A 25,576-nucleotide genomic window follows, 5' to 3' on the forward strand; every position below is an offset into this window, starting at 1 on the left:
CGCGGCATTCGGGCTGTGAGCGGCTGACGGCTTGTTCTGACTGACCCCTGCGGGCGGCGGCGGCAAGCCGCCCCTTTTCTGTGTACTGAAATCCCGCCCCTGCCTTGCAGCATCCGTAGAACTTCAGACGAACATCAACGAACAGAGCACCTAACGACTATCTCTATGCCCACGGAAGCTCGCCTTCCGGCGGTTCTCTATGAACGTCAATAATCAGGTAAATGGCGGAGCGGGAGGGATTCGAACCCTCGATACGGTTTTGCCGTATACTCACTTTCCAGGCGAGCGCCTTCGACCACTCGGCCACCGCTCCGCATGCTCTGGAAGGGGGCCCGTACCGTGCGGCGGGCCCGCGCGCAAGCGCGTTGCGCACCGGTGGTTGCCAGCAGCGATGCGCGCGTGGCACGCTGCCAGGCGATGCTGACCACTCTCCTCCCGCTCGCGCTGCTTGGCCTTGCCGCAGCCCAGGCTCCCGCCCCCTCTCCATCCACCCCTGTCGCGGCAGACTGGCGGCCGATTCCCGACGACGAATTGCTGGTGATGACGCTTGCGGGCAATCGCCAGGTGGTGATCCGCCTCGCGCCCGCGGCGGCCCCGGTCCATGTCGCCAACATCCGCGCGCTCGCCCGTGCGCGCTGGTGGGACGGCACCAGCGTCTACCGCGTCCACGACAATTACGTCACCCAATGGGGCGACGCCGACGGGGAGAAGCCCCTGCCCCGCGGGGTCGTTGCCAATCCGCCGCCGGAATATGGCATGCGCCAGCCGCCGCTGGCCGCCAGCCTGACCCATCCCGATCCCTATGCGCGACGCGCAGGCTTCACCGCCGACGGCTGGCCGGTCGCGAGCGGCGGCTGGCGCAACGAGGGGACAGAGGCGTGGCTGCCGCATTGCTATGGGATGGTAGGCGTCGGCCGCGACCTAGCGCCCAGCACCGGCAGCGGGGCGGAGCTCTACACCGTCATCGGCCATGCCCCGCGACATCTCGACCGCAACATCGCGCTGGTCGGGCGGGTCGTTGAGGGGATGGAGTTCCTGTCCGCCTTGCCGCGCGGGACCGGCAACCTCGGCTTCTACGGGACGGAAGCGGAGCGGACGCCGATCCTGTCGGTGCGGCTGGCGAGGGACCTGCCCGCCGCCGAACGCCCGCGCTTCCAATATCGCGCTGCCGATAACCCGCGCTTTGCTGCCTATGTGCAGGAGCGGGAGAACCGGCAGCCGCCGTTCTTCACCATTCCCGCGGGCGGAGCCGACATCTGCAATGTCGCACCCCAGGTTCGCCGTCAGCCCTAGCGGCGCTTGCCAGGGCGCGGAGCGCTAGCCAGTCGCGATCAGCGGCCGACCCAGTCCGCGACTTCGCTCGCGACCTGGTTGGCGGCCTGGCTGATCGCTGGCGCGACCGTATCGGCGTTGATCGCGGTCACCGGCACGCGTGCCTCGAACCGACGCTTTTCGATCGTGTCGGGGCGGTTGACCCGGATCAGCGCCGCTTCGAACGACACCACCGCCTCGTTGGTGGTCGCGTCCATGCCGAACGCGCGCAACTCTCCGGAGAGCTGGGCGCTCGGGTCGACGCTCGCCTGGCGCATCGTGAGGACGATGCGGCCCGTCCGGGCGCTGACGGTATCGCTGAGCAGACGGGCGAACAGCCGGTTGGGCTGATCCGCCCATTGCGCGTCCTTCACATAGGCGATCGAGGTGTTGGTCGCCTGCACCGGCACCCGCGCCACGGCGAGCTCCTGCGGCACCGTGGGGGTCATGATCAGGATCGACTTGGTCTGGCCCGAATTCTGCACCTGCCCGACCGGCACCGTCTGTGCCGGCGTCAGGGTGAGCAAGGACGGGGGCGGCGGCGCGCCGATGCGGATGCACGCCGCCAGCGGAAGCAGTGCGAGAATGACGAGCTTCTTCATGATTCCCTCACTTGCCTTGATAGTCGGGCAGCTTCTGGCCGCCGATGATCGAGCTGGCGCCGCCCTGGTCGACCCGTTCGGCAACCGCCGCGAGCGCGGTCGTCATCTGGCGCAGGTCGGCGACAAGCTGGCCGACCTCGGGCACCGTCCGCTTGGAGAATGTCTGCAGTCCCGGCCGCGCATCGCCGATCGCGGCGTTCAGCGTCTCGGCGCTGCGCTGGGCCGACTCGATCGTGCGGTTGAGGTTCTGAAGCGTCGGGCGGACGTCGTTGGCGAGCACGCCGTTGCTCGTCTCTGCGAGCTGGCCGATCTGCTCGGCGGCGATGCCGGCGCGCTGGATCGCGATCCGGGTCTCGGCCAGCGTCGCGGCGATCTCTGGCCCACGATCGGCCAGCGCGTCGGTCAGCCGGTTGGTATTGTCGAGGATCGCGGCGATCGAATTCTGATTGCGGTCCGACAGCAGCTCGGTCAGCCGCTCGGTCAGCGACGTCAGCCGCTCAAGCAGCCGCGGGGCGGAGCTCAGGATCGCGCCCAGGCCACCGGGGCGGGTCGGGATCACCGGCACGCCCATCGGGCACGAGGTTTCCGGATGCACTTCCGGGCAGGCGATCGGCGGCGCGCCCTTGACCGCGCCGTCGAGCGCGATCTGGCTGACGCCGGTGAAGCCCACGCCCTGGATGGTGGCGGTGGTGCCCTCGAGGATCGGAACGCCCTCGTTGACGGCGATGCGGACCCGGACCAGCGAAGGGTCGGGCTTGAACAGCGAAATTTCCTTCACCTGTCCGGACGGTACCCCGGAAAAGGCGACGGGCGATCCCTTGTTGATGCCGTCGACTGCCTGCTTGAAGAAGATGTCATACTCCTTCTCGTCAGAGCCGTTCACGCGCGCCAGCCACACGGTGAAGATCGCCAGCATGGCCAGCAGGATCAGCACCACCGCGCCGACCAGGACATGGTTCGATCGGGTTTCCATCAGCCTCTCAAGCCCCCTGTGCCTGGCGCGCTTCGGCGCTGCTGGCGCTGGCCACCGCGGCACGTCCGCGAGGCCCCTTGAAATATTCCTGAATCCACGGGTGATCCAGTGCGAGAAGTTCGTCGATCGTGCCGACGGCGATCACCTTCTTGTCCGCCAGCACGGCGACTCGATCGCACACCGCATAGAGCGAATCGAGGTCATGGGTGATCAGAAACACGGTCAGGCCCAGCGTGCGCTGGAGCGACCTGGTGAGCTCGTCGAACGCGGCCGCGCCGATCGGGTCGAGGCCGGCGGTCGGCTCGTCGAGAAACAGCAGGTCGGGATCGAGCGCCAGCGCGCGGGCCAGGCCGGCGCGCTTGCGCATGCCACCCGACAGCTCTGCCGGAAACTTGGGCGCGGCATCGGCCGACAGCCCGGTCATCACCACCTTGTAGGTCGCGATCTGCTCCAGCAGCGCCTCGTTGAGGCCCGGGTAGAACTCGCGCAGCGGCACCTGCACATTCTCCCCCACGGTCAGGGTAGAGAAGAGCGCGCCGCCCTGGAACAATACGCCCCAGCGCTTGCGGATCTCGATCGCCTCGGTTTCCTCGCGCCCCAGCGTCGACTCGCCAAAGACCGAGATCTCGCCCGCGACGGGCGTCTGAAGGCCGATGATCGAGCGCATCAGCACCGACTTGCCGGTGCCGGAGCCGCCGACGACGCCCAGGATTTCGCCGCGGCGGACGTCCAGGTCCAGGTTCTCGTGCACGACCTGCTCGCCGAACGCGTTCTTGAGACCGCGCACCTGAATGACGAATTCGTCCTTCGCCGTCATATCCAGCCGATCCGTTCGAAGAAGACGGCGAAGAAGGCGTCGAGCACGATCACCAGGAAGATCGCCTGCACCACTGCAGAAGTGGTCCGCAGGCCGACCTGCTCGGCGTCGCTTTCGACCTGCATCCCCTGGAAACAGCCCGAAACCGCGATGATCAGGCCAAATACCGGCGCCTTGATCATGCCGACGTACAGGTCGGTAATCGGCACCACCTCGCGCAGCCGCTGGATATAGGTGACGGGCGGGATGTCGAGCGTCGTCCAGCACAACAGGCCGCCGCCGATGATCGCGACGATCGAGGCATAGAAGCCGAGCAACGGCATCATCAGCACTGCGGCCAGCGTCCGCGGCACGACCAGCGCCTCCATCGGCGACACGCCGATGGTGCGCATCGCGTCGATTTCTTCGGTCAGCTTCATGGTGCCGAGCTGCGCTGCGAACGCCGAGCCGGAGCGCCCGGCGACCATGATGGCCGTCATCAGCACGCCCAGTTCGCGCAAGGTGATGCGGCCGATCAGGTTGATCGTGAACACCTCGGCGCCGAACTGGCGCAGCTGCACCGCACCCTGCTGGGCGATGACGACGCCGATCAGGAAGCTCATCAAGCCGATGATCGGAAGCGCCGAGACGCCGACCACCTCGAACCGCTGCACCGTCGCGTTGAAACGGAAGCGGCTGGGGTGGCGAAGGACGCTGCCGAACGCAAGCACCGTGGCACCCAGGAAGCCGAGCAGGCCGACGAAGCTGCGGAACGCCAGCACCGTCCCGGTACCCAGTTCGTCCAGCACCCGGAAGAAGGCAGGCAGCGGCTTGGGCTTCTGCACGACGGGCTGGTCGGCACTGGCGACCTGGTCGAGCAACTGGCGATTGTCCGTGCCGACGCCTTCGATCGGGGCGTCGCGGGTCGCCGCGAATCGGTGGACGATATAGGCGCCGACGGTGTCCATCCGGTCGATACCGGATAGATCGACCCGGTCGACAGGACCATCATAGTCGTTGAGGCGGTCAGGCAGGTCGCCCAGGCGGGCAAGGGTAAGCTCACCGGTAAACCGCAACACGCGTTGGTCCTGCGGGTCAGGAGCGAAGTCGACGGCCACGGTCATCACCATGCTCCATCGGCGATTTCCGCTGGCACGGCAAGGCGCCAGCTTGCAGAGACATGCAGATGCATCGTCTCGCAATCTATGACATGGACAGGACCATTACCCGCGCGGGTACCTGGACACCTTTTCTTCTGCACACCTTGGAGGGCCGCCAGCGCTGGAGAATAGCGCTGCTGCCGGTCGCAGTGCTGCTCGCCGCCGGCTATGCCAGCAAGCTCTACAGCCGCGGCCGGCTGAAAGAGCTTACCCAGCGGCTGATGCTCGGCCGCGAAGTTCCGGCCGAAACGCTGCGGACGCTGTCGCACCGATTCGCCGAGCGGACGCTCCAGAAGGGCGTGTTCGCCGACGCCGTGAAGCAGATCGCCGCCGATCGCGCCGAAGGGCGCACGCTCGTGCTCGCCACCGCCTCCTATCGCTTCTACGCGGCAGAGATCGCCGCGCGGCTGGGCTTCGATCACGTCATCGCCACCGACTCCAAGCTCGGGGCGACCGGCGCACTGCTCCCCCAGATCGACGGCGAGAATTGCTACGGCCCCGGCAAGCTGCGGATGATCGAATCCTGGTATGCCGCCCAGGGGCTGCGACGCGAGGACACGCACGTCCGCTTCTACAGCGACCATGTGTCCGACGCGCCGGTGTTCGAGTGGGCGGACGAGCCGGTCGCCGTCAACGCGCACCCGCCGCTGCGCATGCTCGCCAAGGCGCGGGGCTGGCGGATTCTCGACTGGACGGCCTGAGCGCACGTCCGACGTTTGGTTCATAGGAGCACGTCGACCGCGTGGATGCACAGGCCGACGAGCCCGCCGACGAGGGTGCCGTTGATCCGGATATACTGGAGGTCGCGGCCCACCGCATTCTCCAGCCGGCCGGTGATGGTGTTCGCGTCCCAGCCGCGCACCGTGTCCGAAACCAGCCGCACGATCGCGTCGCCATAGTCCGCGACCATGCCCACGGCAGCGCGCCGCACGAAGCGGTTGATCGTGAGCGACAGTCGCGGGTCGCGCTGCAGCGTCTCGCCCAGCTGGCGCAGGGCATCGCCCAGGCCGCCGGCCATCGCCCGATCCGGATCGCGCACCACCCGCAGCAGCGCGGCGCGGCTGCGCTCCCACATGCCGTCCAGCCAGCGCTGCAAGGCCGGATTGCCGATCATGTCTTCCTTGAACTGCTCGACCCGCGCCTGGAGCTCAGGATCGTACTGCAGATCGACCGCAAGGCGGGCGAGCCCCTCCTCCGCCTTTGCGCGCAGCGGGTGTTGCGGGTCCGCCGCGATGTCGTCGGCCAGCTTGCGCAACCCGTCGAGGATCTTGTTCGCCAGCGTCTCGTCCAGGCCGGTCCAGCGCAAAATCGATCCGGACCGATCGTGCACCATCGCGCGGATCACCGGCTCGTTCGCGTCGATGGCCTTCGCCACGAAGCGGATCATGCCGTCGATCAGCGGGACATGCCGGTCCTCGGCAATGGCGGATTGGATCGCCTGGCCCAGCAGGGGCGCGATCTCGGTCGTGCGCAGCCGGTTCGCGATCGCGCCTTTCACCATGCCGCCCAGCTGCTGCTGGTCGAACGACTGGATCAGGCTGGCCGCCAGTCGCGAAGCGCCGTGCCGCAGCCGTCCCTGGCCGCCGACCGGGTTGGCGAGCCACCGCCCGACGATCGCCGCCACGTCGAGCCTGCGCATCCGCCGGGCAACGACGCGCGCGGTCAGGAAATTGTCGCGCAGGAAGATGGCGAGCGTGTCGCCGATCCGATCCTTGTTGCGCGGGATGATCGCGGTGTGCGGTACCGGCAGGCCGAGGGGGTGCCGGAACAAGGCCGTCACCGCAAACCAGTCGGCCAGGCCGCCGACCATCGCCGCCTCGGCAAAGGCCTGGACATAGCCCCAGCCGGGATGCCGTGCCTCCAGCGCGCGGGACGCCAGGAACAGCAGCGCCATCACCACCAGCATCGCGGTGGCGATGCGGCGCATCCGGGTCAGCGCAGGGGGAACGGCGCCCCCGCTGCCGGGAACGCGCGCAAGCAATGTCATGGGTGAAACAATCCCCGAACGCGGGGAAGGTTCAAGCCCTTTGCATCACTCGGCGGGTGCCGTGCCTTCCTGCCCGCCGCTGCCATAGCCGATCCGCCCCCCGGGATGGTGGTCGATCACCGGCCCGCTCGGGATTTCGTCGCCCGGGCGATAGGTCAGCAGCCGCCGCGACAGCCGCGGCCCGACCCAGCGCTCCACGCCCACTGCCAGGCTGAAGGTCGCCGGCACGATGATCAGCGTCAGCAGCGTCGACAGCACCAGGCCGCCGATCACGGTGATGCTCATCGGCGCACGGAACGAGGCGTCGCCGGTCAGCGCCAGCGCGGTCGGAACCATGCCCGCCACCATCGCGACCGTGGTCATCACGATCGGCTGGGCGCGCTTGTGGCCCGCATCCAGGATCGCCGCGTTCTTGTCGACGCCCTTGTCCATCTCCTCCAGGGCGAAGTCGATCAGCAGGATCGAGTTCTTGGCGACGATCCCCAGCAGCATCAGCAGGCCGATGTAGACCGGCATCGAAACCGGGTGCCCGGTCGCCCACAGGGCGAGGAGCCCGCCCAGCGGCGCCAGCAGCAGCGAACCGATGTTCACGAACGGCGGCATCAGCCGCTTGTAGAGCAGCACCAGCACCGCCAGCAGCAGCAGCAGGCCCGAGATCACGGCGATGATGAAGTTCTGGATCATCTCCGTCTGCCACTTGGCCTGACCCAGCGTCAGCTCGCGCACGCCGATGGGAAGCTTCTGCATCGTCGGCAGCGCGTGGATCTGCTTCATCGCGTCGCTGCTGACGACGCCCGGCGCCAGGTCGGCCCCGACCACCAGCTGGCGCTGCTGGTCAACGCGTTCGATCATGGTGGGGCCGGCGCCGAAGCTGATCTGTGCGACCACGCTCAGCGGCACGGAACCGCCGCTCGCGGTCGGCACCGGCAGGTTCTGGATCGTCGACAACCGCTCACGCGAGTCCTCCGACAGCGCGACCCGGATCGGGATCTGCCGGTCGGAAAGCGAGAAGCGCGCGCTGTTCTGGTCGATGTCGCCCAGGGTCGCGATTCGGATCGCGTTCGACAATGCGCTGGTCGTCACCCCCAGGCTCGCGGCAAGGTCGAGCCGCGGGCGGATCACCAGTTCTGGCCGCTGCAAGTCGCCGCTGACGCGCGGCGCCACGATCGACTTGAGGCCCGACATCTCCTGCACCAGCCGGTTCGCGGTCTCGTTCAGCAGCACCGGATCGTCGCCGCCCAGCACGATCGAGACGTCGCGGCTGTTCGAGCCCCAGCCGAACTGCGACCGGAACGCGACGCGCGCATCGGGAATCTCGCTCAGGCGTGGGGCCAGGCTGCGCTCGAATTCTGTGCTGGTCATGTCGCGCTTTTTGGCGAGCTCCACGCTCACCCGGCCGCTGCCGACCATCGTGGTCGAATAGGCGGAGGTGACGAGCGGGTGCGCGCGCAGGATGGCCTCGACTTCCTTCACGACCTTGCCGGTCTGCTCGAGCGTGGTGCCGGGCACCATCTCGATCATCGCGGTGGAGCGGTCGCGATCCTGGGCCGGCTGGAAGGTAGCTGGCAGGACCGAGAACATGAACAGGGTCAGCCCGAACGCCACCACGCTCGCCACCACCGCGACCCAGCGATGTTTCAGCGTCCAGCGAAGGGTCGACATATAGAGGCGCATCGCCCAGCCGTCGCCCTTCTCGACATGGCCGTGGCCTTTCAGGAAATAGGCCGCGATCATCGGCGTGATGAGGCGGGCGACCGCGAGGCTCATCAGCACGGCGGCGACCACGGTCAGGCCAAAATTCTTGAAGAACTGGCCGGCGATGCCCGGCATCAGGCCGACGGGCAGGAACACCGCGACGATCGCCATGGTGGTCGCCAGCACCGCGAGGCCGATCTCGTCGGCCGCATCGATCGACGCCTGATAGGCAGTCTTGCCCATCCGCATGTGGCGGACGATGTTCTCGATCTCCACGATGGCGTCGTCGACCAGCACGCCCGCGACCAGGCTCAGCGCGAGCAGGGTCATCTGGTTGAGCGTGAAGCCCATCATGTCCATGAACCAGAAGGTCGGGATCGCGGACAGCGGGATGGCCAGCGCCGAAATCACGGTCGCGCGCCAGTCCCACAGGAACAGGAACACGACGATGACCGCGAGCACCGCGCCCTCGACCATGGCCTGAACCGCGGATTCGTACTGGATCTCGGTATATTTGACGCTGTTCGACAGGAGCGCGAAGCGCACCTGCGGATTGCGCTCTTCCAGCGCCTTCAGCCGCTTCTCGGCCTCGTGGAACACGGTGACGTCGGACGCGCCCTTCGCCCGCTTGATGTCGAACGACAGCACGCGCCCGCCATTATAGGTCGCCGACGAGCGCTGCTCGGCATAGGCGTCGCGCACATCGGCGATGTCGGCCAGCCGGACCGTGCGGCCATTGCCCAGCGAAATCTGCGTCTGGCCGAGCTCATAGGCCGAGGCGGCGTTGCCCAGCACGCGCACCGATTGCTCGGATCCCGCGATCTCGGCGCGGCCGCCGGCGGCGTTGACGTTCACCTGGCGCAGCGCCTGGTTCACCTGGCTCGCCGTGATGCCCATGCCCTGCAGGCGTGCAGGATCGAGGATCACGCGGATCTCGCGGTCGACGCCGCCCACCCGCTCCACGGTCGACATGCCGTCGATCGACAGCAGTTCCTTGGCGACCGTGTTGTCGACGTACCAGCTGAGCTCCTCCGCGGTCATGTCGGTGGCGATCGCGGTCCAGCTCGCCAGGTCCTTGTCAGTGGTGTTGGCGCGATAGATCTGCGGCTCCAGGATGCCTTCGGGCAGCTGGCTGCGGATCTGGTTCACGGCTTCGCGCACGTCGGTCACCGCGCGATCGATCGGCGTGCCGATGTCGAGCTGGACGACCGTGGTGGAATTGCCTTCGCTGACGTCCGACGTGATCTCGTCGATGCCCTGGATGCTCCGCACCGCCGCCTCGACCCGCTGGGTAATCTGCGTCTCCAGCTCGGTCGGCGCGGCGCCCGGCTGGTTGATCACGACGATCACCACCGGAAACTCGATGTCGGGATCCTGGTTCACGTCCATCCGCATGAAGCTCACGATCCCGGCGATCGTCAGCGCGACGAACAGCACCAGGGGTGCAACCGGGTTGCGGATCGACCAGGCCGAGATGTTGCGGAAGCCCATGGGTTTAGCGTCCCGTCTTGCGAAGGATCGGCTTGATCTTCTGTCCGGGGTTGAGGAACGCACCCGCGCTCACCACCACCCGTTCGCTGCCGTCCAGCCCGTCGGCGATCGCGACGCCGGCGTCGGACACCTCGCCGACCTTCACCGTGCGGCGTTGTACCTGTTCCTTGGCGTCCAGAACATAGACGTAATTGCCCTGCCCGTCGCTCAGCACTGCCGATTCCGGCAGCAACGGCGCGGCGCGCGCGCCAGCCACGATGCGCGCCGTCGCAAAGCCGCCCGGGCGCAGCTGCGGGTCATAGGACAAGGCGACCCGGACGATGCCCTGGCGCGTCTGCGGATCGATCACGGGAGAGACCTGCCACACCTCGCCCCGGAAGGTCTTGGTGGAACCCACCGGCGTCACCTCGACAGGCACACCCACCTTCACGCGCGCCACGTCGGTCTCGGAAAGCTGGACGCGCATCTCCATCTGCCCGCCCATCGCCATGCGGAACAGCGTGCCGCTGCCCGAGGAAATGATCTGCCCCGGCTCGACGCTGCGCGTCAGGACCAGCCCGGCGGCCGGCGCCCGGATGTCGAGGCGGCGGTTGCGTGCGCGCGTCTCGGCAAGCTGCGCCTCGGCGACGCGGACCCGTGCCTCGGCCGAATCGCGGGTCGCGGTCTTGCGATCGATGTCGGCCTTGGAAACGAAGCCGCGACCCAGCAGCTGCTGCGAGCGCTCGAGTTCGGTCTGGGCGATGCGCGCGTCGGCGCGTGCGACGCGCACCTGTGCATCCAGCGATTCGGCGGTCTGCGCCTGGACCGAACGGTCCACGGTGGCGAGCACCTGGCCCTGCCCGACCCAGCTGCCCGGCTCGACCAGCACGCGCGTGACTTCCCCGCCCTCGCCCGCGACGCCGATCGGCATCTCGCGGCGCGCGGCCAGCGATCCGGTTCCGGTGACCACGGTTTCGATCGATTCGCGCCCCGGCACCATCACGGTGACGGTCGGCACCTGTGCGGCGCCGCCGCCTGCGCCAGGCGCGGCACCGGCCTCGGCCTTCTCGTCACCCCGGCCGAACGCATACCACGCGGCCAAGATGACCAGCAGCAAGACCCCGGCGGCAATGATCCACTTGCGGCGGCGGCGCGACGGCGCCTCCGGCCCGCTCAGCTGAGGGCGATCCTCTGCACTGATCGCCTTCGCCTGATACTCCATCTACGCCACTCCCCCGGCCGGCCATGCTGCATTACTGTGTTATAGTAATAAGTCACCCGTCTCAAGGGCGATCAGCCGCCCGCGACTTGCCCGTTGCCCAGGCCGCTCGCAAGTGAAACCGGCGTTCACCCTGCGTTGTTGTGCGACCGGGCAGAGAATGCCCCCGTCACAAACGACGGACGCTCAAGTTCTTTGGAGAATAATTCGATGCGCAGCCTTCCGTTTTTCGCCGCAGCGCTGGCCACAAGCGTAACCGGCATCGCGGTCCCGGCCATGGCGCAGCAGGCGGCGACCGCGCCTGTGCTGCTCGACGCGACGATCCTGGACGTGGTTGCCGACGGCAAGGCGACGCGGGTGCCCGACATCGCGACCCTGCGGGCGGGCGTCGTCACCCAGGCCGCGACCGCCGCCGCTGCGCTGCAGGAAAACGCGACTCGCATGAACCGCGTGGTCGCAGCGCTGCGCAAGGCCGGCGTCCAGGCCCGCGACATCCAGACCGCGCAGATCGGCCTCTCGCCGCAGTATCGCTATGCCGAGAACGCGCCGCCCGTCATCACCGGCTATCAGGCATCGAACCAGGTCTCGGTGCGGTTCCGCGACATCGCCAAGAGCGGCGCCATCCTCGATGCGCTGGTGGCAGAGGGCGCGAACCAGATCCAGGGGCCGGAGATGACGGTCGATAACGCCAATCAGGCGATGGACGAGGCGCGCGTCGACGCGATGGCCAGGGCACGGGCCCGCGCCGAACTCTACGCCCGGGCGGCGGGTCTGCGGGTCGACCGCATCCTCACGATTGCAGAGGGGAATGCGCCGATCTCGCCGGGGCCAGTCATGGTGCAGGCACGGATGCGGGCGGCCGAAGCCGATTCGACGCCGATGGTCGCCGGCGAGCAGGACATCATCGCGACCGTCACGGTCCGCTTCCTGCTGCGCTGACGGTTGCACCGACAGGCTCGATCCGGCGGACACCCGCCGGATCATCCCATCAAAAAAGGGCCGCCCCAGCCGGGACGGCCCTTTTCTTTAGCGTCGAGATAGGTTCGCGGTTTAGCGGACCGACCCGCGGCGGATCAGGTTCACGATCGCCAGCAGGATGATCGCGCCGACCAGCGACGTGATGAACGAAGTCACCGTGATGCCGTCGTTGATGTTCTGGCCGAAGATCAGCGACGCGATGAAGGCACCGACGATGCCGACGACGACATTGAGAATGATACCCTGCTGCGCGTCGGTCCGCATGACCAGGCTGGCCAGCCAACCCACAACACCGCCCACGATGAGCCAGATGATGACACCCATTGTACTCGTCCCTCCGTTACGACCGCTCGTTCGGCCTGTTGAAGCAAGGACTCGTAACAAACCGGAAGGTTCCGGGCGCGTCACGAATATTGGTGAAGACAAAGCGTCCCCTAAACCTGCCGGTCGGGGCAGGAATGGACTGACCATGCATGGGAAAAGAAGCCGGAGCCGGTAAGGCCTCAACATGGCGACGTCGGGGGAGCAGGTGTCTCCCCGGTGCCCACCAAGCCTCGCGGCCGATCTGTGCCGCGCGGATCACCCTGCCCAACCCCACCGAGCGCTGCGTATATTTACCGTCGGGAAGCTGCGATTCATCACGATCGCTGCGGTCACCTGCGTCGCAGGAAAATGGTGCCCAGAAGAGGACTCGAACCTCCACGACCTTGCGATCGCCAGCACCTGAAGCTGGTGCGTCTACCAATTCCGCCATCTGGGCACGGGGTAGGCCGGCGCCTCTACGGGGCCCTGCCGGGGGTGTCAACAGGGCCCTATGCGTTTTTTCGGAATGCCACGCTCCCTTGCCCTTCGCGGCCGGGCGCGGCATGGGCTGGACATCCCGAGATATCCTGGCGAACCAAGGCAAAGCAGATGAAGAACAAGGTGATCACGCTGATCGGCGGTGGCGGGTTCGTCGGCCGCTATGTCGCACAGGCGCTGCTGCGCCGCGGCGCACGGGTTCGGATCGCGCAACGCGATCCACGCCAGGCCTATTTCCTTCGCACCCAGGGGGGCCTGGGCCAGACCCAGTTCATCGCGGCCGACGTCCGCCGCCCGGACACTATCGCGCGGGCGATGATGGGCGCGGATGCCGTCGTGAACCTCGCCGGCTTGCTGACCGGCGACGTGGAGGCGGTTCAGGCCAAGGGCGCCGGCACCGTCGCGCAGGCCGCTGCCGCCGCCGGTGTCGAGGCGCTGGTGCACCTGTCCGCGATCGGCTCGGACGCCAACGGCGACACCGCCTACGCCCGCTCCAAGGGTGAGGGCGAGGCCGCCGTCCGCCAGCACTTCCCCGCCGCCGTCATCCTGCGCCCGTCGCTGGTGTTCGGTCGCGAGGACCAGTTCGTCAATCGCTTCGCCCGCATGGTCGCCCGGCTGCCGGTGGTCCCGGTGGTGGCGGCCAAGACGCGGTTCCAGCCGGTCTATGTCGCCGATGTCGCCGCCGCCGTCTCGGCAGCGCTCGAGGATCCGGAGCGCTTCGCCGGCCGTACCTTTGAACTCGGCGGCCCTGACGTGCTGACCATGACCGAGCTCGTCCAGCAGATCGCAGCGCTCCTCGATCGCAAGCCCCGCCTCCTGGAGCTCCGGAACGACACCGCCGGGCTTCTCGCGGCGCTGCCCGGTACGCCGATCACGCGCGATCAGCTTCGGATGCTCGGCCACGACAACCTCGTGTCGCCGGACGCAGAGGGGCTCGCCGCACTTGGCGTCACGCCGACGCCGTTCGAATCGGTAGCACCGCAGTGGCTGGTCCAGTTCCGCCGCTACGGCCGCTTCTCGCGCCACGTCCACGCGGCCTGACCGCCCTCACACGGGACCCTCATGACCGATCTCCTGACCATCATTCTCCTCGGCATCGTCGAGGGGGTCACCGAATTCCTGCCCGTATCCTCGACCGGCCACCTGATCCTTGCCGGGGCCCTGCTGGGCTTCAAGGGCGAGGCGTCGGGCACGTTCGAGATCGTGATCCAGCTGGGCGCGATCCTGTCGGTGATCGTCCTGTACTGGCGGCGCTTCTGGGACGTGTTCGTGGGGCTGGGCCAGCGGGATCCGCGCGCCATCGCCTTCACCCGCAACGTGGCGCTGGCGTTCCTCCCCTCCGCCGTCATCGGCCTGATCGTCTACAAGATGGTCAAGGCGATGCTGGAGCAGCCGATGATCGTCGCGGTCGCGCTGGTCGTCGGCGGCATCGCGATCCTGGTCATCGAACGGCTCGTCCGCGCGCCCACCGTGACGGACGTCGACCAGATGAGCTGGAAAGTCGCGCTCGGCATCGGCCTCGTCCAGTGCCTGGCGATGATCCCCGGCGTCAGCCGCTCGGGCGCCACCATCATGGGTGCGCTGGGCCTGGGCGTCGATCGCAAGACCGCGGCCGAGTTCAGCTTCTTCCTGGCTGTCCCGACCATGCTCGCGGCCTCCGCCTATGATCTCTACAAGAACGCGGGCGATCTGGGCAGCGACGGCTGGTACGCGATCGCGATCGGCTTCGTCGTCTCCTTCGTGGTTGCGCTGCTGGTGATCCGCTGGTTCCTGGGGATCGTCACCCGCCACGGCTTCACCCCGTTCGCCTGGTATCGGATCATCGCGGGCGGCATCGCCATCGTATGGCTTTCGCTGGGGTAGGGCCGAAACGGCCAGATCGGCAGGAAGAAAGCTCCTCATCCTCCGCGTCGGCCGCAGTCTTACAATAGAACAAGGTCAGCACTGCTGACCTAAAGACCTTTTATTGCGTGACTTGGCCCTCCGGCTGTGCTTTTCGCACAAGCCGGAGGAAGTCATGGCTGCTGACCCAATGCTTAAGTTCGTCGTCCGTCCCCAGGCCTATCCGGCCAAGCGGGAGCCGGAGTTGCGTGCAGAGGATTTCCGCGAGATTGCGGACCGCTACGCAACCCCGAGCGCGGAGGAACAGGCCAGCCGCTGCTCGCAATGCGGCGTGCCCTATTGCTCGGTGCACTGCCCGCTCCACAACCACATCCCGGACTGGCTCCGCCTGACCGCCGAAGGGCGGCTTCGCGAGGCGTATGAGCTGTCCAACGCGACCTCTGCCATGCCCGAGATCTGCGGCCGCATCTGCCCGCAGGACCGGTTGTGCGAGGGCAATTGCGTCATCGAGTTCTCTGGGCACGGCGCCGTCACCATCGGCTCGGTCGAGAAGTTCATCACTGACAAGGCATGGGACGAGGGTTGGGTCGAACCGGTCGCGGTCGGCCCGGCGCGCGGCCAGTCGGTCGGCATCATCGGCGCGGGCCCGGCGGGGCTGTCGGCGGCCGATTGGCTGCGGACCGCCGGCTATGACGTCCATGTCTATGACCGCCACGATCGCGCGGGCGGGCTGCTGACCTACGGCATCCCCGGCTTCAAGCTCGAAAAGCACGTCGTCACCCGCCGGGTTCAGCGGCTGAAGGACGGCGGCATCGTCTTCCACGAAGGGTTCGAGGTCGGCCGCGACGCCACCCTGGAGGAGCTTCGCCAGCGCCACGACGCGCTGCTGGTCGCAACCGGCGTCTACAAGCCGCGGGCGATCAAGGCACCGGGCGTCGGCTCGGAAGGCGTGGTCGACGCGCTCGATTATCTCATCGCGTCCAACCGCAAGAGCTTCGGCGACGCGGTTCCCGCCTTCGACGGCGGCGCGCTCAATGCCCAGGGCAAGAAGGTCGTCGTCATCGGCGGCGGCGATACCGCGATGGACTGCGTCCGCACCGCCATCCGCCAGGGCGCGACGTCGGTGAAGTGCCTCTACCGCCGCGACCGCGCCAACATGCCCGGCTCGCAGCGCGAAGTCGCCAATGCCGAGGAGGAAGGCGCCGAGTTCGTCTGGCTCTCCGCCCCCGCATCCTTCGAAGGCGATGGCCAGGTGACGGCGGTCCGCGCGACGGCCATGCGGCTGGGCGCGCCCGACTCGACCGGCCGCCGCGCGCCCGAAATCGATCCCGGCAGCGAATTCGTGCTGGAGGCCGATCTCGTCATCAAGGCGCTCGGCTTCGATGCCGAGGACCTGCCCACGATGTTCGGCGCGCCAGAGCTCGGCGTCACCCGCTGGGGCACGCTGCGCGTCGACGGCAAGTCGATGATGACCAGCCTCGACGGCGTCTTTGCCGCCGGCGACATCGTCCGCGGCGCGAGCCTAGTCGTCTGGGCGATCCGCGACGGCCGCGACGTTTCCGAACATATCCACCGCTACCTGCGCGAGAAGGCCAAGGCCGCAAAGGCGGGCGCCGCCCCGGTGCCGGAGCGCGAAGCCACGATGGTGGCGGCATGATCGAAGAGGATTTTTCCATGGCTGCCACCCCCACCCTGCAGTCGGAGCGCGAGCGCCTCGCCCGTGAGGGCATGTACCGCCCCGAGTTCGAGAGCGACGCATGCGGCGTCGGCCTGGTCGCCGCGACCGACGGCACCGCCTCGCGCCGCGTCGTCCAGTCGGCGATCGACGCCCTGCGCGCGGTCTGGCACCGCGGCGCCGTCGATGCCGATGGCAAGACCGGCGACGGCGCCGGCCTCCACGTCGATCTGCCCACGCGCTTCTTCGAAGATGCGGTCGCGGTCGCGGGCCACCGCATGCGCCCGAACCGGCTCGCGGTCGGCATGATCTTCCTGCCGCGCACTGACCTCGGTGCGCAGGAAACCTGCCGCACCATCGTCGAGAGCGAGATCATCGACGCCGGCTACACCATCTATGGCTGGCGCCAGGTGCCCGTCGACGTGTCGGTGATCGGGCTCAAGGCCCAGGCCACCCGCCCGGAGATCGAGCAGATCATGATCGCCGGCCCCCTGCCCGATGCGCAGGACGCGGCCGAGTTCGAGAAGAACCTCTATCTCGTCCGCCGCCGGATCGAGAAGCGGGTGATCGCGGCCCAGATCAGCGGCTTCTACATCTGCTCGCTGTCGTGCCGGTCGATCATCTACAAGGGGCTGTTCCTCGCGGAATCGCTGTCGGATTTCTATCCGGACCTGCGCGACGACCGGTTCGAAAGCCGCGTCGCGATCTTCCACCAGCGCTATTCCACCAACACCTTCCCGCAATGGTGGCTGGCCCAGCCGTTCCGCTGCCTCGCCCACAATGGCGAGGTGAACACGATCCGCGGCAACAAGAACTGGATGCTCAGCCACGAGATCAAGATGGCGAGCCTGGCGTTCGGGGAACGGTCTGAGGACATCAAGCCGGTGATCCCGGCCGGCGCTTCCGACACCGCCGCGCTCGACGCCGTGTTCGAGGCGATCTGCCGCTCCGGCCGCGACGCGCCCACCGCCAAGCTGATGCTGGTGCCGGAGGCGTGGCAGGAGAACAAGGACCTGCCCTCCAGCCACCTTGCCATGTACGAATATCTCGCCTCGGTGATGGAGCCGTGGGACGGGCCGGCTGCGCTCGCGATGACGGACGGCCGCTGGGCGGTCGCGGGCATGGACCGCAATGCGCTGCGCCCCTTGCGCTACACCCAGACCAACGACGGCCTGCTGATCGTCGGCTCCGAAGCCGGCATGGTCGTGGTGCCGGAGGCGACCGTGCTCGCCAAGGGCCGCCTGGGCCCGGGCCAGATGATCGCCGTCGACCTCGACGAAGGCCGGGTGTTCGACGACCGCACGATCAAGGACCAGCTCGCGGGTGAGGCCGATTACGCGGCCATGATCCGCAACTTCCTGACCATCGACGATCTCGCGCCCGTCGCGGGCCAGCAGTTGCCCCGCTACGATCGCGCCGAGCTCGCGCGACGCCAGGTCGCGGCGGGCCAGACGCTGGAGGACATGGAGCTCATCCTCAGCCCCATGGTCGAGGGCGGCAAGGAAGCGATCGGCTCGATGGGCGACGACACCCCGCTCGCCGTCATCTCCGACAAGCCGCGCCTGGTCAGCCAGTTCTTCCGCCAGAACTTCAGCCAGGTGACGAACCCGCCGATCGATCCCTTGCGCGAACGGCAGGTGATGTCGCTGCGCACGCGGTTCGGCAATTTCTCCAACATCCTCGACACGCGTGAGCGGCCCAATGCCGTGCTGGTGCTCGACAGCCCCGCCCTCACCAGCGAGGAATGGCTGCGCCTCAAGACCTATTTCGGCGCCCAGGCGGCCGAGATCGACTGCACGTTCGAAGTGTCGGACGATCATGAGGTGCTGCGCGCGGCCATCCAGCGCATCCGTCAGGAGGCCGAACAAGCCGTGCGCGAAGGGCGCAGCGAGCTGTTCCTGACCGACGAGAATGTCGGGCCGGACCGCGTCGCCATCCCGGGCGTGCTCGCGGCCGCGGCCGTTCACACCCATCTCGTGCGCCGGGGCCTGCGCGCCTATGCGTCGGTCAACGTTCGCACCGCCGAATGCCTCGACACCCATTATTATGCGGTGCTGGTCGGCGTCGGCGCGACCACGGTGAACGCCTATCTGGCCGAGGCCGCGATCGCCGATCGCCACGCCCGCGGCCTCTTCGGCGACATGAGCCTCGACCAGTGCCTCCACCAGCATCGCCATGCCGTGAACGAGGGGCTGCTCAAGATCCTGTCGAAGATGGGGATCGCGGTGATCTCCAGCTATCGCGGCGGCTATAACTTCGAGGCGGTCGGCCTGTCGCGCGCGCTGGTGAACGATCTTTTCCCCGGCATGCCGGCCAAGATCTCGGGCGAGGGCTATCACTCGCTCCACTACAGCGCGATGCTCAAGCACCAGGCCGCGTTCGACCGCGGCGTCGCGACGCTGCCGATCGGCGGCTTCTACCGCCAGCGCGACGGCGGCGAGACCCACGCCTATTCGGCGCAGCTGATGCACCTGCTGCAGTCGGCGGTCTCGCGCGACAGCTTCTCGACCTATCTGCAGTTCTCGCGCGGCGTGCGCGACCTGCCGCCGGTCTATCTGCGCGACCTGCTCGAATTCAACTTCCCCGACGAAGGGATCGCGATCGAAAAGGTCGAGGCGATCACCGAGATCCGCAAGCGCTTCGTCACCCCGGGCATGTCGCTCGGCGCGCTCTCCCCGGAAGCGCACGAGACGCTGGCGATCGCGATGAACCGCATCGGCGCCAAGGCGGTGTCGGGCGAGGGCGGCGAGGACAAGGCGCGCTACCAGCCGTATGAGAATGGCGACAACGCCAACTCGACGATCAAGCAGATCGCCTCCGGCCGCTTCGGCGTCACCGCGGAATATCTCAACGCCTGCGACGAGATCGAGATCAAGGTGGCCCAGGGCGCCAAGCCCGGCGAGGGCGGCCAGCTGCCCGGCTTCAAGGTGACCGAGTTCATCGCCAAGCTGCGCCACGCGACGCCGGGCGTCACGCTGATCTCGCCGCCGCCGCACCACGACATCTATTCGATCGAGGATCTCGCGCAGCTCATCTACGACTGCAAGCAGATCAACCCGCGCGCGCGCGTCTGCGTAAAGCTCGTCTCCTCGGCGGGCATCGGCACGGTCGCGGCCGGCGTGGCCAAGGCGCATGCCGACGTCATCCTGGTCTCCGGCCATGTCGGCGGCACCGGGGCGAGCCCGCAGACCTCGATCAAATACGCCGGCACCCCCTGGGAAATGGGTCTGTCGGAGGTCAACCAGACCCTCACCCTCAACGGCCTGCGCGGGCGGGTCACGCTGCGCACCGACGGCGGGCTCAAGACCGGCCGCGACATCGTTATCGCCGCGATCCTGGGCGCCGAGGAATTCGGCATCGGCACGTTGAGCCTGGTGGCGATGGGCTGCATCATGGTGCGCCAGTGCCATTCGAACACCTGCCCGGTCGGCGTCTGCACCCAGGATGCAGCGCTTCGCCAGAAGTTCGTCGGCACGCCGGAAAAGGTCATCAACCTGATGACCTTCATCGCCGAGGAAGTGCGCGAGATCCTGGCCCGCCTCGGCGTCTCCAGCCTCGACGAAGTGATCGGCCGCACCGAGCTCCTGCGCCAGGTCAGCCGCGGTGCCGAGCATCTCGACGACCTCGACCTCAACCCCGTGCTGGCCAAGGTCGATGCGACCGACGCGGAACGCCGCTTCTCGCTCAACACCTTCCGCAACGAAGTGCCCGACAGCCTCGATGCGCAGATGATCAAGGACGCGGCCGCCGTCTTCTCGCGCGGCGAAAAGATGCAGCTGACCTATTCGGTGCGCAACACGCACCGCGCGGTCGGCACGCGCCTGTCGAGCGAGATCACCCGCACCTTCGGCATGTCGAAGCTTGCCGACGGGCACGTCACCATCCGGCTGCGCGGCTCCGCCGGCCAGTCGCTGGGCGCGTTCCTGTGCAAGGGCATCACCCTCGAAGTGTTCGGCGACGCCAACGACTATGTCGGCAAGGGTCTGTCCGGCGGCATCATCGTCGTGCGCCCGATGGTGAGCTCAAAGCTGGTCAGCCACCAGAACACCATCCTGGGCAACACCGTGCTCTATGGCGCGACCTCGGGCCGGCTGTTCGCCGCGGGCCAGGCGGGCGAGCGCTTCGCAGTGCGCAACTCGGGCGCGACCGTCGTGGTCGAAGGCTGCGGCGCCAATGGCTGCGAATATATGACCGGCGGCGTCGCCGTGGTGCTGGGGGAAACCGGCACCAACTTTGGCGCAGGGATGACCGGCGGCATGGCGTTCGTCTACGACGTCGACGATCGCTTCCCCCGCCACGCCAACCCGGAAAGCATCGTCTGGCAGCGCCTCGACTCCGCGCATTGGGAAGGCGTGTTGCGCGACCTCGTCGAACAGCACCACCGCGCCACCGACAGCCGCTGGTCCGGTGAGATCCTGGAAGACTGGGCCCGCAACCGCGGCCGTTTCTGGCAGGTGGTGCCCAAGGAAATGCTCACCCGCCTGCCCCACCCCCTCTCCGACACCCCCGCCGAGGCATCGGAAGAAGCGATGGTCGCAGCGGAATAACTGAACTCCGGTCCGGCCCCCGCCGGGCCGGCTTTGCCCCGCGGGAGGCCGCTTGTACGCTGTTGCGGGCAAGCAGCCTCCTCGTAGCGGTTGCGCGAAACCTGCCGACCAGATGGGATCGGGTGCCGGCACTAGGCCGCGATGATCACTTTCAGCGCCCCCGTCTTGGCGGCATTGCCGAAGGTCTCGTACGCCTCGAGCATCTGGTCGAAGGTGAAGCGGTGGGTGATCAACAGCGCCGGGTCGATCTTCTTTGAACCGACGACCTTCAGCAGCATCGGCGTCGTGGAGGTATCCACCAGTCGCGTCGTGATCCCGATGTTGCGATCCCACAGCGCTTCCAGGTGCAGCGAAACCGGTGCCCCGTGGACGCCGACATTTGCGATCACCCCGCCCGGCGCGATGAGATGCTCGCACAGTTCGAACGTCGCAGGCACGCCGACCGCCTCGATCGCCGTGTCGACGCCGCGGCCGCCGGTCAGCGCCATCACCCGCTCGACCGCCTTGCCATCGCCGCTGTTGACCGTTTGCGTCGCACCAAAGCGCCGCGCGACCTCAAGCCGGTTGTCGTCCAGGTCGATCATGATGATCTCGGCCGGGGAATAGAATTGCGCGGTCAGCAGGGCGGCAAGGCCGATCGGCCCCGATCCGACGATCGCGACGATCGCGCCGGGCTGCACCTTGCCGTTGAGCACACCGCACTCGAACCCGGTCGGCAGGATGTCGCTCAACATCACCAGCGCTTCCTCATCCGCCCCGCTGGGGATCGGATAGAGGCTGGTGTCGGCATGCGGCGTGCGGACGAACTCCGCCTGCGTGCCGTCGATGGTGTTGCCCAGGATCCAGCCGCCCGTCGTGCAGTGGGAGAACATGCCTTTGCGGCAATATTCGCACTTGGCGCAGGCGCTGACGCACGAGATCAGGACGCGATCGCCGGGTTTGAATGCGGTCACCGCCGCACCCACCGCATCGACGACCCCCACGCCTTCATGGCCGAGGATCCGGCCCGGTGTGCAGGTGGCGACGTCGCCCTTCAGGATGTGGAGGTCTGTCCCACAGATCGTCGTCTTCGTGATGCGGACGATCGCATCGGTCGGGTCGCGAATCTCGGGTTTATCATGCTCTTCGAACGACTTGAGGCCGGGACCCTTGTACACGAGCGCTTTCATTGCAGACCCCTTTTCAGGTCGAGGGCGTTCGGCGGCGCAGCACCGTCGATCGGATCACGGAACGCCTCGAAGGGCGCCGGATCTGGAGCGCGTACTGTAGCGGGCGAGGCGTCGGCCCACAGCTTCGGAGTCTACGTACGCCGCGTTCGAAGGTGGCGGCTGGCCCCGGAATGCGAGCGATCCGCTCAGCGCGTGGTGTAGAATTCCTCATGAAAGCGGCCGGGGGGCAGGCCTTGGGCGATCATGGGTGCGCGCAACGCGTCGGCGAAGCCTGCCGGCCCGCAGAACCAGATGTCGGCGGTCTTCCAGTCCGGCACCATCTCCTCAAGCCGCTTCAACGTCAGCAGCTTGTCCGGCGGGGTCACCAGAACATGGAGGGTCACGCCGGTCTGCCCGGTCAGGTCCACCAGACGGGATATGAGGCCCGCGTCGGGGAGGCGGGTCGAATAGATGAGATCGACCTGCGCCCGCTCATGCTCTTCGGCGAGCGATTCGAGCCCGGCCAGAAAGGGGGCGATCCCCACGCCGCCCGCGATCCACAGCTGGCGCCCCCCGTTGCGCAGGTCGAACCTGCCATAGGGTCCTTCGATGGTGACCGCCTGGCCGGGAAACACCCGATCGGGAAGCGTGCGCGTATAATCGCCGAGTTTCTTGATGCCGAAGCGCAGCCTGCCATCCTGGTGCCAGGCGGAGGAAATCGTGAAGGGATGGGGCGCCTCGCGGTCGCCAAAGTCGACATAGGCGAACTGGCCGGGGCTATGACCGGGCCAGGCAGTGCTCAGTCGCACCGTCACTTCGGCCACGCCGCTGTCCGGATGATATTCGACGTCCTCGATCGCGCCCGTCGCCCGCCGGGACTTGCCGATGCGGTGGAACAGGGATGTGAGCGCGGCAACGGTCGCGGCCGCCATCAAGAGCCCGAGGACCGGCCCCACCGGCGCGAGCCAATAGGTCGGGCCCATCAGGATTGCCGCATGGAATACCAGCACGAGATAGACGATCGCCAGCAGGCGGTGCGTCTTGAAGAAGAAGCGGTACGGAAACCTTTTGTACAGCGCGATGAGGACGAGCGCGATCATCGCATACAGGGCAGGCTCGGCCACGCTCACGGCGGGTCCGTGCAGGTCCCGGAACAGGTCGAAGCCGGTCGAGCTCCGCGGCGGCCGGTGGCGGACGGGCGCGGCGAGCCAACCCCAGCGCACGAAGTTGCGCGGCAGGATCTCGATCAGCCAGTGCAGGATGCCAAGGCTCGTTCCCGTAATCCCTAACCACTTGTGCAGGCGGTAATATTTGTCGAGCCCGCCAAGGGCGTCCTCGAACTGGGTAGGGCGGGCCGCCAGGATCATCCCGGTCGACAGACAGCCGATTGCGAGGATCCCGGTAGAATAGACCGCAATCCTGCGGACGGACCAGAAACCGGCTTCAACCGGGTGCGTCCAAATGGTGACCGCCCAGAGCAGGGTGAGCAAAACCGGGACGAGGAGGAACGCTAGTATGAGGCGGCCCCGATAGGGCATTCTGGCTCTCCTTAGCGACATCCACCCCGTCGGAAGACAGGCGTAGATCGCATGGAGCTACCGCGGCGGCCCTTAGCAATGTTACGGATCATCGGCGAAGGACTCTGGAAGACCGGTGCCTCGCGGGGTTACCCCGCCTGGCCGCCCTCCTCGGTGCTGGCAGAAAGGGCTACCGGCAGGTGCCATCCATATCGCACCGCCGCCACCCGTAGCGCGAAACATGCGAGGGCAGAGCAGATCGCAGTCGGCACCACCGGCAGGTGCAGCCCGGCCCCCGCCACCGCCAATCCTGCCCCCAAGAGGGCCGCAACCGCATAGATGTCGCTTTGAAGGACGGCCGGCGTTCGTACCACCAAGAGGTCCCGCACGACCCCGCCCCCGGCCCCCGTCACCATTCCCAGCAGTGCAGCCATCACCGGGCCAAGCCCATAGGCCAGTGCTTTCTGGGCTCCGGCTACCGAAAACAACGCGAGGCCCGCGGCGTCGAACAACAGGACGGCGGTGTGGAGCCGCGACATCGGAGTGTACCAGAAGAAGATGATCAGGCCCGCCGCGACGGAGGTGGCCAGGTATCGCCAGTCGCTGACCGCGGTCGGCGGCACCGCCCCGATCAGGATGTCGCGCAGGATACCGCCCGCACTGGATGCGGCGAAGGACAGCACCAGCACGCCAAAGACGTCCAGCCTGCGCTTCACGCCCAGCATCGCCCCGCTGATCGCGAAGACGAACGTGCCGGCGAGATCCATGACGAACAGCAGCTGTTGAACGTGCTGCTCGATAACCTCAGCGTTCGTCATCGGCCTCCGCCTCCGTCGTGGGAGCCCATAGCAACGCCGGACCGAACCCGAGCCACCGCCACCTAGTTCTGCATCCGGATCTGCTGCCCGGTGATCAGCGGATAGCTCGCGACCGCCGACCCATTCAGATCCTCCTTGTGCATGTCCACGGCCGTGATCTGGCTGTTCTCATAGGTGGTGTAATAATAGACGCCCTGGTCGACGTTGCAGCACGAGGAATAGATGGTGATCTCGTACTGATCGTCGCCGACATTGGCGCAGCCGCGTTGTTGGGCGACCGATCCCAGGATGTGAAAGAACTGGCTGATGGATGCGGATTCCGTCTCATCGGCGATCGAGTTCATCTTCGTGAAGACCGCGCGCACGAAGCGCGAGGACGAGGACAGGTCCCCCGGCAGCCCCAGCGCACCCATTCCCCGGCTGTACACGTCGAACTGGATTGCGTCCGAGAAGTTGTTGACGGGTGCGTTGCGCGACAGATGCATGTAGTTGTTGAGGTTGAACAACTGGATGTCGAACGTGGGGTTGTTGGTCATCACGCCCACGGGATTGTCATAGACCCGCAGTCCGTCGCGAAGTGGCTCGACCGTGATCGACTTGGTGCGGTCCGCGATGATCCAGTGCAACGGCGACGTCGGCAGGCCTTCGCTAAACGCAATGTCGACAAGATTGACCGATCGAAGCGCCTCACGAACCGCATCGACGGTTTCGAATTGCGCGAGCACCCACAGGACGAACTCGAACGACGTAACGTTCTGCTTGCCGGGTTCTTCCGGGCGGTAGACGGCGTTCCCCATGAAGGCCAGGCCCGCCACGCTGAGCCCCTTCTCGTTCGTGCCGTCATAATAAAGCGGGAAATTGTTCGCGACCGTCGCCATGCCGATGATCGCATGATGGGTCGCGATCGCGGGCAGCTTGCGGAATTCGATGGGGTAGTTGCGCGGCGTGACGGCAACCGCCTCGCCGTAGGATTTCTCGTAGTCGAGATTGCGGCCGAAATAATGGTCCTTGGTCTTGAAGCTGAGCCCAGTGCACAT

Annotated in this window: 19 protein-coding genes and 2 tRNA genes; 7 read left to right on the forward strand and 14 right to left on the reverse strand. The window is 67.2% G+C overall.

Going from position 1 to position 25,576, the window contains the following annotated elements:
* Positions 1 to 222: 222 nt before the first annotated feature.
* A tRNA-Ser gene (locus QP045_RS05995) sits at positions 223 to 313 on the reverse strand.
* A 104-nt stretch (positions 314 to 417) separates the two neighbouring features.
* Here QP045_RS05995 and QP045_RS06000 point away from each other — a divergent pair.
* Positions 418 to 1,293 (forward strand): peptidylprolyl isomerase, encoded by an 876-nt coding sequence (locus QP045_RS06000; RefSeq protein ID WP_422514057.1) that lies wholly within the window; start codon positions 418 to 420, stop codon positions 1,291 to 1,293.
* Between the two features lie 38 nt (positions 1,294 to 1,331).
* Here QP045_RS06000 and QP045_RS06005 read toward each other — a convergent pair whose 3' ends face one another.
* Genes QP045_RS06005 through QP045_RS06020 form a run of 4 tightly spaced genes read right to left on the reverse strand, consistent with a single transcriptional unit; the run spans position 1,332 to position 4,806 of the window.
* Positions 1,332 to 1,913 carry an ABC-type transport auxiliary lipoprotein family protein gene (locus tag QP045_RS06005; RefSeq protein ID WP_422514058.1) on the reverse strand — a complete coding sequence of 194 codons (582 nt, stop codon included), beginning with the start codon at positions 1,911 to 1,913 and terminating at the stop codon, positions 1,332 to 1,334.
* Between the two features lie 7 nt (positions 1,914 to 1,920).
* Complete coding sequence (locus QP045_RS06010; protein ID WP_422514059.1) at positions 1,921 to 2,886, reverse strand: MlaD family protein; 966 nt, start codon at positions 2,884 to 2,886, stop codon at positions 1,921 to 1,923.
* Between the two features lie 7 nt (positions 2,887 to 2,893).
* Complete coding sequence (locus QP045_RS06015; RefSeq protein ID WP_422514060.1) at positions 2,894 to 3,703, reverse strand: ABC transporter ATP-binding protein; 810 nt, start codon at positions 3,701 to 3,703, stop codon at positions 2,894 to 2,896.
* On the reverse strand, positions 3,700 to 4,806 hold the full coding sequence (locus tag QP045_RS06020; protein WP_422514061.1) for an MlaE family ABC transporter permease: 1,107 nt from the start codon (positions 4,804 to 4,806) through the stop codon (positions 3,700 to 3,702). The genes QP045_RS06015 and QP045_RS06020 overlap by 4 nt, the downstream gene beginning before the upstream one ends.
* A 56-nt stretch (positions 4,807 to 4,862) precedes the next feature.
* Here QP045_RS06020 and QP045_RS06025 point away from each other — a divergent pair, with 56 nt between their 5' ends.
* Entirely contained in the window at positions 4,863 to 5,543 is a 681-nt protein-coding gene (locus tag QP045_RS06025; RefSeq protein ID WP_422514062.1) for an HAD family hydrolase, read from the forward strand.
* Positions 5,544 to 5,563: 20 nt separating this feature from the next.
* On the opposite strand, the gene QP045_RS06030 is transcribed toward QP045_RS06025, so the two are convergent.
* The 3 genes from QP045_RS06030 to QP045_RS06040 are packed head-to-tail and all read right to left on the reverse strand — an operon-like array spanning position 5,564 to position 11,216.
* On the reverse strand, positions 5,564 to 6,829 hold the full coding sequence (locus QP045_RS06030; RefSeq protein ID WP_422514063.1) for a DUF445 domain-containing protein: 1,266 nt from the start codon (positions 6,827 to 6,829) through the stop codon (positions 5,564 to 5,566).
* Positions 6,830 to 6,874: 45 nt separating this feature from the next.
* The gene (locus QP045_RS06035; RefSeq protein ID WP_422514064.1) at positions 6,875 to 10,015 is read right to left on the reverse strand and encodes an efflux RND transporter permease subunit; all 3,141 of its coding nucleotides are present in this window, start codon (positions 10,013 to 10,015) and stop codon (positions 6,875 to 6,877) included.
* Positions 10,016 to 10,019: 4 nt separating this feature from the next.
* The gene (locus QP045_RS06040) at positions 10,020 to 11,216 is read right to left on the reverse strand and encodes an efflux RND transporter periplasmic adaptor subunit (RefSeq protein ID WP_422514065.1); all 1,197 of its coding nucleotides are present in this window, start codon (positions 11,214 to 11,216) and stop codon (positions 10,020 to 10,022) included.
* A gap of 207 nt (positions 11,217 to 11,423) precedes the next feature.
* Between QP045_RS06040 and QP045_RS06045 the strand changes: the two genes are divergently transcribed.
* A complete protein-coding gene (locus QP045_RS06045; protein ID WP_422514066.1) occupies positions 11,424 to 12,152 on the forward strand; it encodes an SIMPL domain-containing protein in 729 nt (242 codons plus the stop codon).
* Positions 12,153 to 12,263: 111 nt separating this feature from the next.
* Here the strand turns inward: QP045_RS06045 and QP045_RS06050 are convergent, their stop codons facing one another.
* Together QP045_RS06050 and QP045_RS06055 are read right to left on the reverse strand one after the other, a co-directional pair.
* Entirely contained in the window at positions 12,264 to 12,515 is a 252-nt protein-coding gene (locus QP045_RS06050; RefSeq protein WP_422514067.1) for a GlsB/YeaQ/YmgE family stress response membrane protein, read from the reverse strand.
* 349 nt (positions 12,516 to 12,864) lie between these two features.
* A tRNA-Leu gene (locus tag QP045_RS06055) sits at positions 12,865 to 12,951 on the reverse strand.
* Between the two features lie 152 nt (positions 12,952 to 13,103).
* On the opposite strand from QP045_RS06055, the gene QP045_RS06060 reads away from it, so the two are divergent.
* The 4 genes from QP045_RS06060 (at position 13,104) to gltB (ending at position 21,056) form a co-directional block, all read left to right on the forward strand.
* Positions 13,104 to 14,033, forward strand: coding sequence for a complex I NDUFA9 subunit family protein (locus QP045_RS06060; RefSeq protein ID WP_422514068.1), 930 nt, complete (start codon positions 13,104 to 13,106; stop codon positions 14,031 to 14,033).
* A 21-nt stretch (positions 14,034 to 14,054) separates the two neighbouring features.
* Positions 14,055 to 14,855, forward strand: coding sequence for an undecaprenyl-diphosphate phosphatase (locus QP045_RS06065; RefSeq protein WP_422514069.1), 801 nt, complete (start codon positions 14,055 to 14,057; stop codon positions 14,853 to 14,855).
* Between the two features lie 154 nt (positions 14,856 to 15,009).
* Positions 15,010 to 16,491, forward strand: coding sequence for an NAD(P)-dependent oxidoreductase (locus QP045_RS06070; protein WP_422514070.1), 1,482 nt, complete (start codon positions 15,010 to 15,012; stop codon positions 16,489 to 16,491).
* 17 nt (positions 16,492 to 16,508) lie between these two features.
* Positions 16,509 to 21,056 carry a glutamate synthase large subunit gene (gene gltB, locus QP045_RS06075; protein WP_422514071.1) on the forward strand — a complete coding sequence of 1,516 codons (4,548 nt, stop codon included), beginning with the start codon at positions 16,509 to 16,511 and terminating at the stop codon, positions 21,054 to 21,056.
* 131 nt (positions 21,057 to 21,187) lie between these two features.
* Here the strand turns inward: gltB and QP045_RS06080 are convergent, their stop codons facing one another.
* The 4 genes from QP045_RS06080 to bsh form a co-directional block, all read right to left on the reverse strand.
* Positions 21,188 to 22,225: a zinc-dependent alcohol dehydrogenase family protein gene (locus QP045_RS06080; protein ID WP_422514072.1), complete on the reverse strand. Its 1,038-nt coding sequence runs from the start codon at positions 22,223 to 22,225 to the stop codon at positions 21,188 to 21,190.
* Between the two features lie 185 nt (positions 22,226 to 22,410).
* Complete coding sequence (locus QP045_RS06085) at positions 22,411 to 23,742, reverse strand: ferric reductase-like transmembrane domain-containing protein (protein ID WP_422514073.1); 1,332 nt, start codon at positions 23,740 to 23,742, stop codon at positions 22,411 to 22,413.
* A 128-nt stretch (positions 23,743 to 23,870) separates the two neighbouring features.
* Positions 23,871 to 24,539: a trimeric intracellular cation channel family protein gene (locus QP045_RS06090; RefSeq protein ID WP_422514074.1), complete on the reverse strand. Its 669-nt coding sequence runs from the start codon at positions 24,537 to 24,539 to the stop codon at positions 23,871 to 23,873.
* Between the two features lie 62 nt (positions 24,540 to 24,601).
* Positions 24,602 to 25,576 (reverse strand): choloylglycine hydrolase, encoded by a 975-nt coding sequence (gene bsh / locus QP045_RS06095; RefSeq protein WP_422514075.1) that lies wholly within the window; start codon positions 25,574 to 25,576, stop codon positions 24,602 to 24,604.

This window comes from Sphingomonas sp. 3-13AW, assembly GCF_049311085.1.
In the GTDB taxonomy this organism is placed as follows: Bacteria; Pseudomonadota; Alphaproteobacteria; order Sphingomonadales; family Sphingomonadaceae; genus Sphingomonas.

Bases quoted from the DNA above. Each gene is read 5' to 3' on its own strand.
- QP045_RS06000 (WP_422514057.1), top strand. From the start codon at position 418: ATGCTGACCACTCTCCTCCCGCTCGCGCTGCTTGGCCTTGCCGCAGCC.
- QP045_RS06005 (WP_422514058.1), bottom strand. From the start codon at position 1,913: ATGAAGAAGCTCGTCATTCTCGCACTGCTTCCGCTGGCGGCGTGCATC.
- QP045_RS06010 (WP_422514059.1), bottom strand. From the start codon at position 2,886: ATGGAAACCCGATCGAACCATGTCCTGGTCGGCGCGGTGGTGCTGATC.
- QP045_RS06015 (WP_422514060.1), bottom strand. From the start codon at position 3,703: ATGACGGCGAAGGACGAATTCGTCATTCAGGTGCGCGGTCTCAAGAAC.
- QP045_RS06020 (WP_422514061.1), bottom strand. From the start codon at position 4,806: ATGACCGTGGCCGTCGACTTCGCTCCTGACCCGCAGGACCAACGCGTG.
- QP045_RS06025 (WP_422514062.1), top strand. From the start codon at position 4,863: ATGCAGATGCATCGTCTCGCAATCTATGACATGGACAGGACCATTACC.
- QP045_RS06030 (WP_422514063.1), bottom strand. From the start codon at position 6,829: ATGACATTGCTTGCGCGCGTTCCCGGCAGCGGGGGCGCCGTTCCCCCT.
- QP045_RS06035 (WP_422514064.1), bottom strand. From the start codon at position 10,015: ATGGGCTTCCGCAACATCTCGGCCTGGTCGATCCGCAACCCGGTTGCA.
- QP045_RS06040 (WP_422514065.1), bottom strand. From the start codon at position 11,216: ATGGAGTATCAGGCGAAGGCGATCAGTGCAGAGGATCGCCCTCAGCTG.
- QP045_RS06045 (WP_422514066.1), top strand. From the start codon at position 11,424: ATGCGCAGCCTTCCGTTTTTCGCCGCAGCGCTGGCCACAAGCGTAACC.
- QP045_RS06050 (WP_422514067.1), bottom strand. From the start codon at position 12,515: ATGGGTGTCATCATCTGGCTCATCGTGGGCGGTGTTGTGGGTTGGCTG.
- QP045_RS06060 (WP_422514068.1), top strand. From the start codon at position 13,104: ATGAAGAACAAGGTGATCACGCTGATCGGCGGTGGCGGGTTCGTCGGC.
- QP045_RS06065 (WP_422514069.1), top strand. From the start codon at position 14,055: ATGACCGATCTCCTGACCATCATTCTCCTCGGCATCGTCGAGGGGGTC.
- QP045_RS06070 (WP_422514070.1), top strand. From the start codon at position 15,010: ATGGCTGCTGACCCAATGCTTAAGTTCGTCGTCCGTCCCCAGGCCTAT.
- gltB (WP_422514071.1), top strand. From the start codon at position 16,509: ATGGCTGCCACCCCCACCCTGCAGTCGGAGCGCGAGCGCCTCGCCCGT.
- QP045_RS06080 (WP_422514072.1), bottom strand. From the start codon at position 22,225: ATGAAAGCGCTCGTGTACAAGGGTCCCGGCCTCAAGTCGTTCGAAGAG.
- QP045_RS06085 (WP_422514073.1), bottom strand. From the start codon at position 23,742: ATGCCCTATCGGGGCCGCCTCATACTAGCGTTCCTCCTCGTCCCGGTT.
- QP045_RS06090 (WP_422514074.1), bottom strand. From the start codon at position 24,539: ATGACGAACGCTGAGGTTATCGAGCAGCACGTTCAACAGCTGCTGTTC.
- bsh (WP_422514075.1), bottom strand. From the start codon at position 25,576: ATGTGCACTGGGCTCAGCTTCAAGACCAAGGACCATTATTTCGGCCGC.